Raw genomic sequence first — 17,875 nt, 5'->3', positions numbered from 1 at the left:
TTTTCTTGGGATAATAAGGGGGCGGAAAAAACGAGAAGAATCGTAAATATATATTTTAACAAGCAGTTCACTAGGGTTTTGAGTTCAAGTTGAATATTTCTAAAACCTTATTTCTCAACTGTTTGATCTCTATCGGCTTACTGATATAACCGTCCATACCGCTCTCAATACATTTTTCCCTATCACCCGCTTGTGCATTAGCCGTTAGTGCTAATATCAACGTACGTTTTGACAGGTTTTTCTCTTGTTCTCTTATGTATTTGGTTACTTCATAACCATTTTTGACCGGCATTTGGATATCCATAAAAATTATGTCGTAGGTGTTCTCCTGCCATAACTGAATGGCTTCCCCCCCATCATCGGCGGTGTCGACACTAAAACCCAGTAACTGCAGCATTTCTTCCATCATTTCCTGGTTTACCAAAAAATCATCTGCAATCAGGGCTTTTTTGCCTTGAAATTCGTTATTTACAAATATCATTTGTACCTCAAGCTAACTTTTGAACAATAGGATAGATACAGGTCAATAATGACCCCTTTTCTGTATTTTTAAAGGTAATTTTCCCTTTCAATAGTTCTAAGATCTTATACGCTATTGCTAATTCAAATCCTGTACAATCATTTGATCTAACATTGGGTATATCTGTAGGTGAAATCTTTTCGAAGATTAAACCCAGCTTCTCATCCGGTATTATCGCTTCAGCAGTCAGTACTTCTAAAATCAATGATTCCTCTACTCTCACACGAAATCTTATTTCTTTGTGCTGATCCATCAAAATGAAAAATTTCAATATTTTAATGACTACAGTATGAATTTTTGATTCATCCAGATGGGCTGAAAAGTTTGACGGTATAGCCTGTTCCCATATCAAATTCTTACCTTTGGAATTTGCATAAGCATCCATGCTTTCGTGGATCGTGCTAAATAGGTTGCCCACATCAATCAACTGCAAATTCATTTGGGTTTGATCGTTGGATAACGTGTCGAATAATAATGTATCATCAATCAAAGCAAGTAGGTTCTCACCTGACCTATGAATTTTTTCTACCTGCTTTTGCTGGTTTTCGTTAAGCTCTGTAAACTCCAGTAATGAAGAATAGCCTAGAATTCCGTTTAAATAGGTATGGATCTCGTGCGAAGCGCTTAAAAGCACTTTCTTATACATAGGCTGCTCTAAAATCAACATTAATTAATATTTACTTAAAATTGTAACTAGTTTACAATTAATTTTTAAATATTTTAAGTAAATAATGAGTTATAATTCAGTTAATAACAACTACTCTTCTTGGATTTGCTATTTTCAATTAAGGCGGTTTGAAAGTAATGCTTCATCCGCCCTTAATGCAGGTAATACTTATCTTGCCAAAATTTGGGAAGATAAACTTGCTGATTACAAAACAAAAATTTCTGGTTACACTGCAACTCAATTGCTAAAAATTCAAGTCACCCGAATTATCAAAGCTTTCGGCATTCTGAATTTAATACGCACTATCGCAGTAAAATGCATCCATCCTGCCAGTTTTTTTCATAGAAATAGCGTGGATTCTCTGTACGGAAACATCAAACCAGAATCCGACATGCCCATTCACGCTAATTGGCAAGAGAGACTATTTGCATCCAAATTCTTAAAATCATTTAAGAAACACCGCGATATAGATCCTGACCCCCTTATTGCTTTTTTTGATGGTCATCTTCATTTTCAATCTTCTCTAGGTGTTTATTTTCAATTACAACACCTCCTCAACAATAGAATAAAATTTCTTAAATCAATTGCTCAAATACCTAAAGGAAGCCTTCAAGATACTCATAAAGCCCTAGTGGACCAAAGCGACTATTCAGATTATCTTGATGAATTAAATTATGGCCTTAAATACTTATCAGAGCTGATTTTCAATGCTAGACAAAGTGGCATCGCTACCATAGAAGACTTCAGACAGGAATTCAAGAATACACATCCTATGGAAAGCACTAGAAATAAAAACCCCTATGATTCTTATTCATTCAGAAATAATTTTATTCGCAAACTTACTGAGACGGGACGTGCTCAAAGGATAAATTTCCATACCCCTCTTTTAGACCCTCTAGATGGTATCGTCATTTACCCACAAGGTTTACCCCCCGAAAATAATAGGAAAACTATCCTTTTCTGTTCTGGAAATGCTTCCTGCTATGAAAATGAATTCATTTTGGCAGAGCGTCTTGCTGATAGATTCCAAGTGAATGTTGTCCTATATAATGGACCGGAAATTATGTTGAGCCAGGGCACTGAAATAAACTTTTCTGATGCTGTAGAGGCTTTTAAATGCGTCATAACCCATATCAAAAAGAATTGGGTGGAAAATGATCCGGATAAAATCGGTGTTATAGGTTTTTCCTTCGGTGGAGCAGTCTCAGCAATAGGATTAGCTGAACTTGCAAAAGACAATGAACTCAATACGACCTCAACCAAAGGCATCGGACGGTATATAAACATCCATTCATTTTCTGCTCTTTCCAACATTGATATAAAACCCTTGAGAGGATTTTCATGGATAAGTTCTCTAATTAAAAAAATTATCGCCCTCATTCGAATGGACGACTTGAACGCTGCAGAAGCTTTATCCAAAGAAAGAGTCGCAAAAAGCACATGGGTCACTCATACCCCCTGGGATCATATTATACGAAAAGATTTTAGACTGGATAAAACATTGAAACAGACACTTTCAACCGATGAGCAAAAATCTCTAAATATCTCTTTTTTCGAATCCCATCCCAAAGTGGATAAATTTTGGAGGAACACATTTGGTGCCGATCCAGAGTTATCTTATTATGAGAAGCGTATACGTTGTGATTTACAACGTCATGTAAACACTTCTTTCCTTTTCAAAATCAATCCCCTTACTCAAGACTTACTCCACTGGGTAAATGATATTCCTACAGAATAAAATCTACGGGCATCGCTAATCACCCTAGTTTATTAAGTAATCCATCTTCTGGTATATTATCGCTCTTTTAGGGGAGGAAGTATGAGCACTTTCAGAATCCAAAAATCTAAGTTAAAGGGTGAACTGACTATTCCCCCTTCCAAATCCCATACTGTACGCGCTATTTTATTCGCTGCCTTTGCGGATGGCTGTAGCACCATCTATAACTACTTAGCTTCTCCCGATACAGAAGCGATGGTGAATGCCTGCCGCCTTTTCGGAGCTACCCTGCACATTTTTCCTGACCGTATTGAGGTTGTGGGAACCAATGGGAAAATTAAACATGCTGAAGATGTCATCCACGCCGGCAATTCCGGACTCACCTTCCGCTTTGCCACGGCACTGGGCGCCTTAGCCTCCTCTCCGGTTGTGGTCACAGGGGACTATTCCATCCGTCATTATCGCCCTATCCTTCCCCTATTAGAAGGACTATCCCAATTAGGTGTTAAGACAGCGTCCATGCGTGGTGACAACCACGCTCCTGTAATTGTCCAGGGACCTATCCGTCCAGGCGCTGCAAACATTGAAAGTGAAGACGCTCAGTATGCCTCCTCCCTTATTATCGCTTCTGCATTTGCAGAGGGGCCTATCGAAATTTTTGTCAGCAAAGCGGGAGAAAAGCCTTGGATCGATGTCACCCTGTCCTGGCTGGACAGGCTGGGTATTCCCTATGAAAGGAAGGGCTATGACTATTATAGGCTGGAAGGAAAAGCGCGTTATAAAGGGTTTGAGTACACAGTACCAGGCGATTTCAGTACAGCAGCTTTCCCTATCGCAGCCGCCCTAATCACGCAGTCAGAACTTCGCCTGAATAACTTGGACATGTCGGATTCTCAAGGAGACAAAGAACTGATACATCAGTTCTGCAAAATGGGGGCTGCCATTGAAATCGATACTACGAACCATACCATTTGGGTAAGAAAAGGACCCACACTCAAAGGAATGGAAATTGACATCAACGATTTTGTCGACGCAGTAACCATCCTTGCTGTAGTGGGTTGCTTTGCCGAGGGTGAGACACTTATCCATAACGCTGCTGTTGTTAAACATAAAGAATGCAACCGACTAGCGTGTATATCTTCCGAATTAAAGAAAATGGGAGCAGATATCACTCCTACCGACGATGGCCTTCTAATAAGAAAGTCCGCCTTGAAGGGCAGCCACCTCCACTCTTATCACGATCACCGTATGGCATTATCGCTAGCAGTGGCAGCTATGACAGCTGAAGAGCCTTCTACAATCACACCTATTGATTGCGTCGCTAAAACCTTCCCCACTTTTGTGCAGGATTTCACTACTCTAGGTGCAAAAATCGAGATCGTGTCATGAACATTATCCTTTGCGGACTGCATCAAAGCGGTAAAACTACGGTTGGTAATGCCTTAGCAAAGGAACTCGGCTATCATTTCATCGATACAGACCATCTTATCGAGGAAGAGTATGCCCGAACAAAAGGGCATAAATCTAACTGCCGTACTATCAGCCTGAAAGAAGGGGAAGATTTCTTCAGGCAACTAGAGTCCCGCTGTATTTTGCAGCTTAATACGGTGAATCAAAGTGTGATTGCGCTGGGAGGAGGAAGCTTGATTTCCCCCGACAATCAAAAGATAATAAGCTCTTTAGGAACTGTTTATTATCTAAAAACTCCTCCTGATATTCTTTGGGAAAGAATTCAAGTAAATGGTCTTCCTTCCTTCTTAGATCCTGAGCAGCCTAAAATCTCTTTCCTTGCAATGATCGAAAAGCGTATACCCATTTACGAACAGTCTGCCCACTTTGTAATAGAGAATAACCTGCCCACAGTCGGGGACGTTGTAGCTGAAATCATAAGGACACTCCACAATGGCTAGCAATTCTTTCGGTACAGTTTTCAAAATTACTACCTGGGGCGAATCCCACGGCAAAGCTATTGGCGTCGTTATCGACGGATGCCCTGCCGGTCTTGAAATTTGCGAGGATGATATCAATGAAGCCCTTGCCCTACGTGCACCGGGTAAATCTTCCTACACTTCTCCCAGAAAAGAGAGCGATAAAGCAGAAATCCTTTCAGGTACCTTCGAAGGAAAAACAACCGGCACCCCGCTATCCATCATTATTCCTAATCACGATGCAGACCCCAGTAAATACGAACCTATCAAAGACATGCTGCGGCCAGGTCACGCTAATTTCACCTATCTTGAAAAATACGGAATTTTCGACCACCTGGGCGGTGGAAGGGCCTCCGCCCGAGAAACAGCTTGCCGCGTTGCTGCAGGCGCTGTAGCAAAAAAGCTCCTCCAACACTACAACATCCACATTGCTGCTTACGTTAAACAAATCGGCGAAATAGAGACAGCAACCTATCAAGGATGCACTCAAGCCCTCATTAAAGCTACCTACCAAAGCCCCATTTACTGTTATGACAGTCAAGCAGTCGAAGCAATGACTGCAGCTCTTGAAAAGGCCAAAGAAGAGGGAGATTCCCTGGGAGGTATTGTAGAATTTATAGTACATCCACTCCCTGCAGGTTTAGGAGACCCCATCTATCAGAAGCTTGAAGCCAACCTTGCCCATGCTTTGATGTCCCTACCAGCTTCTAAGGGGTTTGAAATAGGCTCCGGATTTAGCGCTGCCGCCATGAACGGATCGGATCATAACGACCACTATGCAATAGAAAATGATAAGGTGATCACAACATCAAATCATGCAGGCGGAACTCTGGGTGGGATCTCTACAGGCATGCCCCTCATTGGAAAAGTCGCTTTTAAGCCCACCTCCAGCATAAAAATACCACAGCCCACTCTGACAAAATCTAATGAAAATGCCTCCTTTCAGCTTCCGCCCGGTTCACGCCATGATCCTTGCGTTGCCATCCGCGCAGTACCTATAGTAGAAGCTATGGTCGCTATTGTCCTTGCGGATGCTATCCTATTAAACAGGTGTTCACGTTTATGATGCAGAACCTCCAACTCTCCTTAGCAGTTAACTCTCCCACCTATGAGATCAATATTTGCTGCGGCTTACTGTTTGACCATAAGGCCCTGCTTCATACTTTAAAGCCTTTGGCCCATCGTTTCGCACTGATCACACACCCGACCATAGCATCCTTATATGGAAATGAATTGACTAAACTCCTCAATGCTCAGGGAATGGATACTGTCCAGTTGACTTTCCCCAGTGGGGAAGAAAACAAAAACCGCGAAACGAAAGAGAAAATTGAAAACCAACTTTTTGAACAGGGCTTCGGCGCCGATTCTTGCATCATCGCCCTAGGTGGTGGAGTCGTTACCGACCTTTCCGGCTTTATTGCTGCTACCTACTGCCGTGGCATTCCCCACGTCCTAATTCCAACCTCACTATTAGCGATGGTCGACGCAAGCATAGGCGGTAAAACAGGCGTCAACGTACCCTACGGAAAAAACATGTTAGGGTGCATATACCAACCGCGTAAAATCCTAATTGACCCTACAGTACTCTCCAGCTTACCTCAATCGGAAGTACGCAACGGCGTCGCAGAAATGATCAAACACGCCTTGATTGCTGACAAAGGCTATTTCGATTTTTTGAAACAAAATCCTCGCCAGCTCCTAACAATAGATTTCAATGCAACTCAAACAGCAATATACGGAAGTTGTAAGATAAAAAAAGAGATTGTAGAAAAAGACCCGCATTCCAAAGGAATAAGGAATCTGCTCAATTTAGGACATACTGTAGGCCACGCCATCGAATCCGTCACCCATTATTCCATCCCGCACGGAGAGGCGGTAGCCATTGGTATCATGACAGAATGCTATTTGGCTCATCTGATGGGAATCTTGTCCATGGATACTGTCGAAAAAATCCACCAAATATTCTTGGACTATGCATTGCCTTTCAAGCTACCTTCACACATATCTTTTGATGCATTATTCAAAGCCATGACCTTGGATAAAAAGGCCATTAAAAATACACCCCGTTTTGCATTGATCGAAGAAATCGGCAAGCCCTACTCTTCACAAGGTGACTTCTGCATTACTGTCGACCTGCTTCACATCAATAAAGCCTTACATTGGATGATCCATGATTTGTGTAGCCATCAAAGGGCCCACGTTTAGCGACGCACGCCATCAAATATCCCTAGCACTGCAGTATGCTGACATTATTGAACTGCGTCTTGATCTTTTTAACACTCTGGATCTGCAAGCTTTGGAAGCTCTAAGAAATGAACACTCCATTCCTATGATATTTACCCTAAGAAACTTAGATCAAGGCGGTCACTACCTACACTCCGAAACAAACCGACTACAAGATATCGAGCGCATAGCACAACTCAAGCCGGAATACTTGGATATCGAATATAATGTTTCCCCCTCCTTTATTGAAAAAATTGCTACGCAATACCCGGACACCAAACTCATCCTCTCGTACCACAACACAAAATCAACACCCGACAATCTTGATGCGATTTGGGAAATAATGCGCAGTATCCGTGCACATTGGTACAAAATTGCTGTCATGGCTAATAGTCCCCTTGATGCCTTAAGATTAGCTATCTGGTCTAAAGAGCACTCTAACATCATCGCAATTAGTATGGGCAGCCATGGCCAATTCACCCGTATCATAGCTCCCTTTTTAAACGCACCCCTTACATATGCGTGCGTTGAAGAAAGCAAAGATTCCGCCACTGCACCCGGCCAGCTCTGCGGCCCTCTGCTCATAGAACGCTATAACTACCGCAAATTAAACAGCCAATCACAGATATACTGCTTAATAGGTAATCCTGTAGATAAAAGCCTAAGTGACCTAACACACAATCACTTGTTCAAACAACTCGATATCAACGCCGTTTACGTTAAAATCGCTTTAACTCCTGAAGAACTACCAAAGTTTTTACACCTTGCAAAACAACTTCCTATACAAGGCCTAAGTGTCACAATGCCCCTTAAGGAACACATTGTCCCTTTATTAGATGAAGTAGATCATGAAGCTTCTGCTATCGGTGCCGTAAATACGCTTGTTCTTGAGAATGGAAAATATAAGGGATATAATACTGACTGCAGGGGAGCACTCAATGCTATTGAAAGCCAGATTCCTGTTAGGAATAAAAAGCTTGTCGTCATCGGAGCCGGAGGAGCAGCCAAATCCATTGTTTATGAAGCCTTACAACGTGGCGCTCATGTCACTGTGGCCAATCGCACTGTCGAAAAAGCAGAGAAAATATCAAAAAAATTCCATTGCAATTATTGCTCCCTAGAAAACTTAAGCTCTGTCGCACTCACAGGATACGACATTATCATTAATACCACTCCGGAATCCCTACCCATAAAAGAAAAAGACCTACTCTATAAAACCGTAGCTATGGATATTAAAACACGCCCCCAATACACCGATTTTCTAAATCTTGCTCATAGCAAACAATGCAAACTAGTCTTCGGCTATCAAATGTTCATCGAACAAGCTCTAGGGCAATATAAGCTGTGGTTTGGAAATATTCTTAATATAGAAGAATGCCGAAGAATTTTGCTGAAAAAGACGCAAAAGATCCTAGCATAGGCTAAATCCAGCGTTACAAATGAATTAAGTTTGTTTTGCAACGAAAATACTTGATAGACCATTCATGAATTCCTTATAACAAATATAATTATTCAATAAACTTCTTTTATATTTTTTATTGCTTTGGTAACTCACATGCGAAAAATCCTTAAATTTGGTGGCTCTTCTGTTGGCTCTATCGATAGAATCAAACGTGTCATTGATATTGTCAAAGCAGCTCAACTTGAATGTTCATTTGTAGCAATTGTCGTTTCAGCTTTTGGGGGAGTTACCGACCATCTTGTCTCTGCCAGTAAACAGGCTGCAAGCGGTAAGGAAGAATATAAAAACTCATTGCTTGAGTTAGTAGAGCGCCATCTGACGGCAGCCCACGCCCTTATAGCACCCGCTTATTTAACGGAGGCGCTTAAAGTCTTGGAAACGAAATTCCATGAACTAAGTAATGTTCTGGAAGGCATATACCTGATCCATGAACTCTCTCCCAAAACAATGGATCTTATCATGAGTTTTGGGGAACGCCTATGCGCTTTCATCATCTACAATGCCGCCCTCCCGGATATCCCTCAAGCACAATACCTAGATGCACGGGATCTCATTAAAACGGACCGCTCGTTCAATGCGGGCCAAGTAGACTTCGAAAAAACAAACCATAATATCAGACAATACTTCGAAGCATCAAACTCCCTCAACATTATCACGGGCTTCATCGCATCCTCCAAGGAAAACGAAACAACAACGCTTGGACGTGGGGGGTCTGATTATACTGCTGCCATTTTTGGCGCCGCATTGGGTGTAAATGTCATAGAAATATGGACGGATGTGGATGGAGTAATGACCGCTGATCCAAGGAAAGAGCCTTTTGCCTTTACTATCCCGGAAATGAGCTATAAAGAAGCCATGGAAATGTCCTATTTCGGCGCTAAAGTTATCCACCCCCCGACCATTGTGCCTGCATTAGAGAAGAACATTCCATTGCTCATAAAAAACAGCCTCACCCCTACCTCTTCCGGCACATTCATCAGCAGCACAGCATCGAAAAATAACGCGGCCATCTGCGGGATCTCCTCAATCGATAATGTCGTTCTCCTTTCTGTTCAAGGCGGGGGAATGGTCGGCGTTTGCGGTATTGCAAAACGCCTTTTTGGCGCCCTTGCCGAAAAGAACATCAACATTATCCTCATCTCACAAGGTTCATCTGAACATTCTATTTGCTTCGCTGTTTCGGCAGCCTATGGCGATTCAGCTAAAGAAGCTATTGAGAAAGAATTCTCGCTCGAAATGCGGGCCCATATGATCGAAGATGTCATCATGGAGAAAAACCTTTCCGTCATCGCCATCGTAGGCGAAAACATGCGAATGTCTACCGGTACAGCAGGGAAACTGTTCAGCGCTCTAGGAAAAAACGGCATCAACATCATTGCCATTGCACAGGGATCCTCCGAACTGAACATCACAGTCGTAGTAAAAAAGGAAGATGAAGTCAAAGCCATCCGAGCTATTCATGAAGGTTTTTTCTTATCTAAAAAAGCTACGGTCAATGTCTTCCTTATCGGGACAGGACTTATCGGAAAAGCTCTCTTGGAAAATATTCACAATCATTCCAGAATCGATTACGAAGAGCGCAATCTCGATATCCACCTTATCGGCATAGCCAATAGCTCCCATATGGTCTTTAATACCCAAGGCATCCCCTTAGATAACTGGAATGATCTTCTCGACCACTCTACGGAGAAAATGCACATTAAGCATTTCATCGAGAAAATGCAGCACCAAAATACCGTCAATGCTGTCTTTGTGGACTGTACATCCAGTCAAGATATTACCGATCATTATGAGGATATATTGGATACCAATATATCCATCGTCACACCCAATAAAAAAGCCAATTCAGGATCTTACGAAAACTATAAGAAGTTAAATAAACTCTCTTCAAAAAAAGGTGTCGACTTCTCCTACGGCTCCAATGTGGGCGCCGGCCTACCGATTATCAGCACCATCGATGAACTAGTGCGGAGCGGAGATAAAGTCACTAAAATAGAAGCTATCCTATCCGGTACTTTAAGCTTTCTATTTAATACCTTCACTACAGAAACACATTTTTCAGAAACTCTTAAGAACGCCCAAGAGCAGGGATTCACAGAACCTGATCCGAGAGATGACCTTAACGGCATGGATGTCGCCCGTAAGCTGCTTATCCTAGCCAGAGAATGCGGCTACCCTCTTGAAATAAGTGATATCCTTATCGAAAAAATCGTTCCGGAAGAATATTTACAAGCTCCTTCCGTCGCAGAATTCTATTCGAAACTCAAAAGCTACGACCACAAAATGTCAGAGAAATTGCTCCAAGCAAAACAAGCAGGCAAAGTACTGCGCTATGTGGCCAAATTCGAAAATGGAAAAGGCAAAGTCTCCCTCGAAGAGTTAGGAGTCGACCACCCGTTTTACCACCTATCTAAAAATGACAATATCATTGCCATCACTTCCAATTTTTATAAAGATACCCCCCTTGTTATAAAAGGGCAGGGTGCAGGAGCCACAGTAACCGCGGGCAAAATTTTCGGTGATATTGTACGTATAGGTTTAGAACAAATATAGGATCTACCCGTTATGAAAAAAATCCCCGTAGGCATTCTCGGCGCAACAGGAATGGTTGGACAAAAGTTTGTCGAAATGCTTTCGTCACATCCCTGGTTTGAAATCTCCTCCCTCGCCGCTTCCGACCGTTCTGCGACAAAGCTCTACAAAAACGCTATGAAATGGTCTATGACAACGCCCCTCCAAAAAAATATCGGAGAGATGGAGGTCCTTCCCTGCGAACCTAACCTTCCTTGTAAAATCGTTTTTTCGGGCCTTGACTCTAGCGTCGCGGGTGAAATCGAAGAGTCTTTCGCAAAAGCAGGCTACACCGTCATCTCGAATTCACGCAACCACAGAATGGATCCTGCTGTCCCCCTGATCATCCCCGAGATTAACGCAGACCATTTACAGCTTATCTTTCAACAAGACTTCGGTAAAGGCGCCATTGTCACCAATCCAAATTGTTCCGTCATTGGCTTAGCAATGGCTCTTAAACCTTTGATAGACCATTGGGGCATCGAAGCGGCACATGTTGTAACCCTCCAAGCTCTTTCTGGCGCAGGATATCCCGGTGTTCCTAGCATAGACATACTAGACAACGTCATTCCTTTTATCGGGGGGGAAGAAGACAAAGTTGAAACAGAACCCCTAAAAATTCTGGGGACATTCCATAAAAACAAGATTGTACCCTACCCCATCAAACTTAGTGCTCAATGCACACGTGTTTCTGTCTCCGACGGACATTTGGCTTGCGTTTCAGTCAAACTAAAGAAAAAAGCGCACTTTAATGATATCCTTAAAGCTTGGGACTCTTTCAAAAGCGAACCGCAAATATTGAAGCTTCCCACGGCCCCCCCACAACCTGTTGTTTACTTGGAGGACGAAAGACATCCCCAACCCAAACTACACCGTAACACCTTCAACGGAATGGCGGTCTCTGTCGGCCGCTTGCGTGAATGCCCGCTGTATGATTGGAAGTTTGTCGTCCTTTCCCACAATACCATCAGAGGAGCTGCAGGATGCGCCATCCTCATCGCCGAATTAATGTATAAACAAGGCTATTTTGATGGTAAATAAGATCAAGGTCTTTGCTCCAGCCACGGTAGCCAATGTAGCCTGCGGGTTTGACATCTTCGGATTTGCTCTGGATTTTCCCGGTGATATTGTCACAGCCACATTGACTTCAAAACCTGGTGTGACCATTTCATCGATCTCGGGAGACGGTTCCACCCTCTCTCATGACCCTCAAAAAAATACCGCAGGTGTAGGTGTGATCAAGCTCTTAGCCTCTCTGCAGTCATCCCAAGGTATAGACTTGGCACTCCAAAAAAAAATGCCTTTAGGCAGTGGCCTAGGCTCCAGTGCAGCCAGCGCTGCAGCAAGCCTTTTTGCTGCAAATACTCTTTTAGGATCACCCTTAAAACTGCATGAATTGGTCCCCTTTGCAATGGAGGCTGAAAAAGCAGCCTGTGGCGCAGCCCACGCAGACAACGTAGCCCCTTCCCTTTTAGGGGGCTTTGTCCTCATACGCAGCTATAACCCCCTCGACTTAATACAGATCCCCATTAATACTCCCCTCTTTTGCTGTGTTCTCCACCCTAAAATTGAAATACATACTGAAACTGCCAGAGGAATTTTAAAAAAAGAAGTTTCTTTAGCTCAACTTGTCGAACAATCGGGCAATGCTGCCGGACTTATCACCGGACTGATCCTCGGCGACCCCCGCCTCATCAGCCGGAGCCTGCAAGATGTTGTCGTCGAACCAGTCCGGGCCTCACTCATTCCCGGTTTTCATACCATCAAATCCGCCGCTCTTTCTGCCGGCGCTTTAGGATGCAGCATCTCCGGTTCAGGCCCTTCTATTTTTGCTTTAGCATCTGACAAAAGGGATTTAGAAGTTATCGGGAACGCCATGCAAAAGGCTTGCCACGCAGAGGGTATTGAAAACGAACTATTCCTTTCTTCTATCAATATGCAAGGCCCAAAGATTCTATGAGGCAATATGTTACATTTTTATAGCACACAAGGACAATGTCCGCCCGCTACGCTTGAAGAAGCTGTAATGAATGGCTTAGCTCCCGACGGCGGTCTATACATGCCGGAGCGAATTCCACGCCTTCCTGACAGTTTCATAAAACAACTCCCCGCACTTTCTTTTCATGAACTATCCTATGAAATTGCAAAAACACTTTTAGGCGAATCACTGACTGAAAACACGCTTTTAGAGATCATCAAAAAATCTTCACATTTTGATGCCCCCCTAAAGAAAATATCTCCGGGAATTCATTCCCTAGAGCTTTTTCATGGCCCCACCCTTTCGTTCAAAGATTTTGGAGCTCAATTCATGGCCCAGCTGATGGGTTATTTCATGCAAAAGAAGGATAATCCCCTCCATATCCTTGTTGCAACCTCCGGCGATACGGGCAGTGCTATCGCGCAAGCTTTTTTGGATGTCCCTTCCATAAAAGTATGGATCCTCTATCCTCAAGGAAAAGTGAGCTGGACGCAAGAGCTTCAGCTTACAACAATGGGAAAAAACATCACAGCCCTAGAGGTCCAAGGAACTTTTGACGACTGCCAACGCCTAGTCAAAACTGCCTTTTCAGACCAGGATCTCCGCTCTAAACGTTCTCTGACCTCAGCAAACTCCATTAACATCGCGCGTCTCATCCCTCAAAGCTTTTACTATTTCCGAGGGTTTGCTCAGCTAGAAGACCCTTACCTGCCTACTGTATTTTCAGTTCCATCCGGAAACTTCGGCAACCTAGCCGCAGGCATTATTGCGCAACGCATGGGACTGCCTATCCACCATTTCATCGCCGCCACGAATATCAACGATAGCGTTCCCTCCTATCTGAAAAGTGGAATTTTCACCCCTAAACCCTCTAAGCATACCATTTCCAATGCAATGGATGTAGGCAATCCCAGCAATTTCGCACGTTTATTAGACCTCTATGGAAACGATTGGACTAAGATACGCCATGCCCTTTTTGGGGTAAGCTATACTGACATAGAAACTGAGAATGCCATCCACCAAGTATTCACACATAATCACTATATCTTAGATCCCCACGGAGCTGTAGCGTACTTAGGACTTCAATCTTATTTAAAATCCAAAGCTGAAAACATAAATGGAATATTTTTAGAGACAGCCCACCCGGCCAAATTCGCTGCGGATGTGGAGAAATGCATCCATCAAAAGATAGACATCCCCCCAAACCTCCAGGAAACTCTGCTAAAGACAAAATATGCAACTCTGATTGGAACTGACTACAGCGAACTAAAAAGTTTATTGGAAGGCTGTGAATGACGTACGCAGGACAAGGAAGCTAAGCTTTCTTGTCCTGCAAGAGCTTAACTATTCATCTAAAGATCTATCCATTGGTAAATGATAGTCTGTTGATTTATGTTGTTTTTTCTCTTTCTTTTTTGCTCTCTTTTCTTTGATGGATAAAGAAGGTTTTTTTTCTTCTTTCCGATGGTGCTTTTCCTTAGACATATTTTCTCCTTTAACGCCTGACGGCATTAATAATATGTTATACAAGCTCCACTCCTCATTTTATCGGATAAGCCGAATTATTACAAATTCCCTCAAGAAAAAATTGTTATTTTTCTTCATCTCCTCTAAAATTTTCCTTATTTACCTAGGCTAAAGCATGAAAAATCTATTCACTATCGCGCTATTTTTGCTTTATTTGACAACAGCGCATGCCATAGAATTTTCGAAACTGCAGCAAACCCTGAACACCCACTCCCCTTATCTAAGCTATCCTATTAATATTAAGGCTTTTAAAGGTAAGACCTCCCATGAAAATATTCTAGTCTGCTGCCACGGCTACGCCAGCAATTATTCCCTAGGCAAAATCATTCACGATAGCAATGTCTCAAATAACCACATCGTCTCCTTCAATTTTCCCGATTACGACATTCATGAAAGAGGATTCAACTACTCCACCGTCTGCTACGGCACCCCCTATGAAATTCTCCCAGCGCTTGTGCTTCTAAAAACTATTGTGGTGGATGCCGGTGCTGAAAATGTCTCTCTATATGGCTTTTCTTCCGGCGGCGGCGCAGTAGTCAATATTATTGCAGCACTCAACACCCCAAAATTCGACACTCTACTCCAAAAGTGGGGCATCGACTGCAGTGATAAAACGAAAATCCTTGCAGCTCTGCAAAGAGGTATTATTCTTCTCGACGCCCCTCTGAAATCAAGAGAGGAGATAAGCGAGGTTAATGGTTTCTCTGATAAGGAATTTGACTTTGTAACAGAACGTTATAAAGCTAACGAAATGCGCCCCATAGACTCTCTTGCCTCTTTTGAAGGTGCGCCCTTGAATGTTGTTCTCTTCTTCCAAAACCCAGATCCTAGCTTAACTAATCGAGATGACGAACTCTTTGCTCAAAGACTGCGCTTTTATAACGCTAAAGGGATCAATAAGGTTATTATTGCCGATGAAGGCGGACACTGTGGTTTTCATACTTCCCTATGGAAGGCCTACCAACAGCTAGCATCCTCTAAAAAATAATCTACATATTTTGATCGAAGAATATTTTAGCATCCCTCCACACTGCATCGGCTGATGTTCCGTTGTAACACAGCCCCTGCTCCGGCAAATTCACTTGTGGGTTCATAAAAGCATGCATCGTCCCTCCATAAAGGTGCGCTGTCCACTCCACTTCTAACTTATTCATTTCTATTGAAAACTCTCGGAGCTTTTCTATAGGTTCTATTTTATCATTCATCCCATGCAAGATGAGTGTTTTTGGCGGGTGTAGAAGGCTGGTTTTCCATCCCGGTGGTGAAAAATGACCATAAACAGAAACCACAGCATTTAACCTGACACCGCACCTCATTAAATCCAACGCGCATAATCCTCCAAAACCAAAGCCCATCACACCAATTTTCGCAGTGGGTTTTAATCTTTGTGCTTGCGCATAGGATTCTACTAACCGCTTTTTAAGGAGCTCTCGATCGTTCAAAAGAACATTTTTCAATCGGGTATTTTCTTCCGGGGACTTACCCACAATTCCCTCTCCATACAAATCCCATGCAAAGCCAATATATCCCCATGACGCTATCTTTTTTGCAGCTTCGCAAATAAAATCATCTCTTCCAGCCCAAGCATGTGCTAAAATAATGATTTTATCGCCCTCTTCTTTGGGATAGGCTATAAAGCCTTCAAATTCTTTATTATCACAATCGTATTTAGTAAGATTACCTGACAACATAACAATACTCTTTTTAATAATTAATTAACATTTGACTAAAGAATTACTTTCAAATAACATAGTTACTTTTAGTTAATAGGAAGTTTTTATGTCTATTCTAATACGTTCCAATTCCGATACTTCTTCCATTCCATGCTCTTACTTTACCGCCACATGGGATGAAATAGGACCAATCCTAGCTTACGAACCTAATATTACATCTGCCCAAGCTATTCAAACTATCCAATACGCAAAACTAAAGCTTAAAGATGGAATCATATTTCCCATTTATGTGCCGCTAAAAGATATTCTTCCTAACTATAATTCTTCAGAATATCTCCCTGGTATTATTCTCAGCAATAGCGAAGATCCTACTTTCTATTTTGTCTCTGGATCTGGTTCAGTTCAAGAAAGAGGCCGTACATTGCATAAAGCGGTTGAGATAACCTCCAAAAATGTGCAAAAAGTGATAGTCATTGTTGGAAAAATGGGCCTGAATAAACAAAATGCGCTTTCTTTTGAATTTGATTCTCTTTTTGTTCAGAAGCCTTTCCGCTTCTTTATGGAATACCAAGACTATACTTACGCTGTTCAAGATATGTTCGTTTCACGTGCTGACTACTTTCTGTCTGCAAACCATTCCCAAATTTCAATGCTAGAGAAAATCGTCTTTTTGATGGACATTGCAGCTGGTATGAAAGAAATACATCATAATGGCTATTATCATATTAATTTGAATTTCAGAAGTATCTATATATATCAAACAGAATCACGTCATAAATGTATGATCGGAAGGTTAGATGAAATAAATCTATTTTCAGATCTTCCTTCATCCGAGACTGCTTTTTTACCTCCTCTTGTGTATTTAAGAGCATTTCAGCCCCCCTATGATAGTTTGCAAGAAGCTTTTATCGCGCATTGGGCCCCCTATAATTTTGCCATTCTTGCTGCAAACCTACTTTGCAATACTAATTTTGAAAATCTATTGTGTAATCCAGATATATCTACAAAGGAAGAATACGAAGCTATTCGCTCTCAGATTCTCAGTTCTTGTGCATCCATCCCTACAGAAAGCTCTTCAGAGAAGTTTATAAAAAATATTGTCCTCTCATTCTTACGTAATATTTTAATGTGTAATTCCCCAGTCAATGATTCCTCTATTTATAGCATCATAGGTTTCCTTCACACACTAATAGAACTAATGAATTTATCTTTTAATGAAATCATAGATTTCTTTAGTTACACTTGTTTGAATCGTTTTACTTCTGAGGAACTTCTTTTCCAGGTACAAAACTGTCCTGATATTGATTTGGATGAACAAGATATGTCTAATATCGACAGCATAATAAATTCTCATGATAATCCCGGAATCGCAAAAACCATGAAATTTTTTATGGATAACCCCGAATCTCTACTGACATCCTTTTCACGTTGGAAAAATCACATCAAGCAATCGCAAAGCAGCTATATCAGAGTGTAGTACAAGACCTTTTGCCTTGTGCCATGACAGACTAAACTTGTCCTAGTATGGTACTGTAAGGACAAGTCGCCGCACTCCAATACTAGGGAACGTTCGCTTCGAAAAAAAAAATTATCGCCATACAAGCAATTA

The 17,875-nt window shown here is 42.1% G+C and carries 16 protein-coding genes; 12 read left to right on the top strand and 4 right to left on the bottom strand.

Going from position 1 to position 17,875, the window contains the following annotated elements; translation table 11 throughout:
* Window positions 1–70: 70 nt before the first annotated feature.
* Both WC222_01770 and WC222_01765 read right to left on the bottom strand, forming a co-directional pair.
* Window positions 71–481, bottom strand: coding sequence for a response regulator (locus tag WC222_01770; GenBank protein ID MFA6915100.1), 411 nt, complete (start codon window positions 479–481; stop codon window positions 71–73).
* A 7-nt stretch (window positions 482–488) separates the two neighbouring features.
* Window positions 489–1,166, bottom strand: coding sequence for a HAMP domain-containing sensor histidine kinase (locus WC222_01765; protein ID MFA6915099.1), 678 nt, complete (start codon window positions 1,164–1,166; stop codon window positions 489–491).
* Between the two features lie 85 nt (window positions 1,167–1,251).
* On the opposite strand from WC222_01765, the gene WC222_01760 reads away from it, so the two are divergent.
* From WC222_01760 to thrC, 10 genes are all read left to right on the top strand, one after another.
* The gene (locus WC222_01760; GenBank protein ID MFA6915098.1) at window positions 1,252–2,925 is read left to right on the top strand and encodes a hypothetical protein; all 1,674 of its coding nucleotides are present in this window, start codon (window positions 1,252–1,254) and stop codon (window positions 2,923–2,925) included.
* A gap of 81 nt (window positions 2,926–3,006) precedes the next feature.
* Entirely contained in the window at window positions 3,007–4,293 is a 1,287-nt protein-coding gene (gene aroA / locus WC222_01755; protein MFA6915097.1) for a 3-phosphoshikimate 1-carboxyvinyltransferase, read from the top strand.
* Window positions 4,290–4,814, top strand: a complete 525-nt coding sequence (locus tag WC222_01750) for a shikimate kinase (protein ID MFA6915096.1) — start codon at window positions 4,290–4,292, stop codon at window positions 4,812–4,814. The genes aroA and WC222_01750 overlap by 4 nt, the downstream gene beginning before the upstream one ends.
* Window positions 4,807–5,898, top strand: a complete 1,092-nt coding sequence (aroC, locus tag WC222_01745; GenBank protein MFA6915095.1) for a chorismate synthase — start codon at window positions 4,807–4,809, stop codon at window positions 5,896–5,898. Before WC222_01750 ends, aroC begins: the two co-directional genes overlap by 8 nt.
* Window positions 5,895–7,037, top strand: coding sequence for a 3-dehydroquinate synthase (gene aroB, locus WC222_01740; protein MFA6915094.1), 1,143 nt, complete (start codon window positions 5,895–5,897; stop codon window positions 7,035–7,037). The genes aroC and aroB overlap by 4 nt, the downstream gene beginning before the upstream one ends.
* The gene (gene aroE, locus WC222_01735; protein ID MFA6915093.1) at window positions 7,003–8,475 is read left to right on the top strand and encodes a shikimate dehydrogenase; all 1,473 of its coding nucleotides are present in this window, start codon (window positions 7,003–7,005) and stop codon (window positions 8,473–8,475) included. Before aroB ends, aroE begins: the two co-directional genes overlap by 35 nt.
* 135 nt (window positions 8,476–8,610) lie before the next feature.
* The gene (gene thrA, locus WC222_01730) at window positions 8,611–11,070 is read left to right on the top strand and encodes a bifunctional aspartate kinase/homoserine dehydrogenase I (protein ID MFA6915092.1); all 2,460 of its coding nucleotides are present in this window, start codon (window positions 8,611–8,613) and stop codon (window positions 11,068–11,070) included.
* Window positions 11,071–11,082: 12 nt separating this feature from the next.
* A complete protein-coding gene (asd, locus tag WC222_01725; GenBank protein ID MFA6915091.1) occupies window positions 11,083–12,129 on the top strand; it encodes an aspartate-semialdehyde dehydrogenase in 1,047 nt (348 codons plus the stop codon).
* Window positions 12,119–13,048, top strand: a complete 930-nt coding sequence (locus WC222_01720) for a homoserine kinase (protein MFA6915090.1) — start codon at window positions 12,119–12,121, stop codon at window positions 13,046–13,048. The genes asd and WC222_01720 overlap by 11 nt, the downstream gene beginning before the upstream one ends.
* 6 nt (window positions 13,049–13,054) lie before the next feature.
* A complete protein-coding gene (thrC, locus tag WC222_01715; GenBank protein ID MFA6915089.1) occupies window positions 13,055–14,362 on the top strand; it encodes a threonine synthase in 1,308 nt (435 codons plus the stop codon).
* A gap of 48 nt (window positions 14,363–14,410) precedes the next feature.
* On the opposite strand, the gene WC222_01710 is transcribed toward thrC, so the two are convergent.
* Window positions 14,411–14,551 carry a hypothetical protein gene (locus WC222_01710; protein ID MFA6915088.1) on the bottom strand — a complete coding sequence of 47 codons (141 nt, stop codon included), beginning with the start codon at window positions 14,549–14,551 and terminating at the stop codon, window positions 14,411–14,413.
* A 157-nt stretch (window positions 14,552–14,708) separates the two neighbouring features.
* Here WC222_01710 and WC222_01705 point away from each other — a divergent pair, with 157 nt between their 5' ends.
* Complete coding sequence (locus WC222_01705; GenBank protein MFA6915087.1) at window positions 14,709–15,581, top strand: hypothetical protein; 873 nt, start codon at window positions 14,709–14,711, stop codon at window positions 15,579–15,581.
* A gap of 1 nt (window position 15,582) precedes the next feature.
* Here the strand turns inward: WC222_01705 and WC222_01700 are convergent, their stop codons facing one another.
* Window positions 15,583–16,284, bottom strand: coding sequence for a dienelactone hydrolase family protein (locus tag WC222_01700; protein ID MFA6915086.1), 702 nt, complete (start codon window positions 16,282–16,284; stop codon window positions 15,583–15,585).
* 88 nt (window positions 16,285–16,372) lie between these two features.
* Here WC222_01700 and WC222_01695 point away from each other — a divergent pair, with 88 nt between their 5' ends.
* A complete protein-coding gene (locus WC222_01695) occupies window positions 16,373–17,743 on the top strand; it encodes a hypothetical protein (protein MFA6915085.1) in 1,371 nt (456 codons plus the stop codon).
* Window positions 17,744–17,875 lie beyond the last annotated feature (132 nt).

It is taken from the genome of Parachlamydiales bacterium (assembly GCA_041671045.1).
Taxonomy (GTDB): Bacteria; Chlamydiota; Chlamydiia; order Chlamydiales; family JABDDJ01; genus JABDDJ01.
The sequence above is the reverse complement of the archived record's forward strand: the minus strand, read 5'-3'. Positions and strand labels throughout refer to the sequence as shown.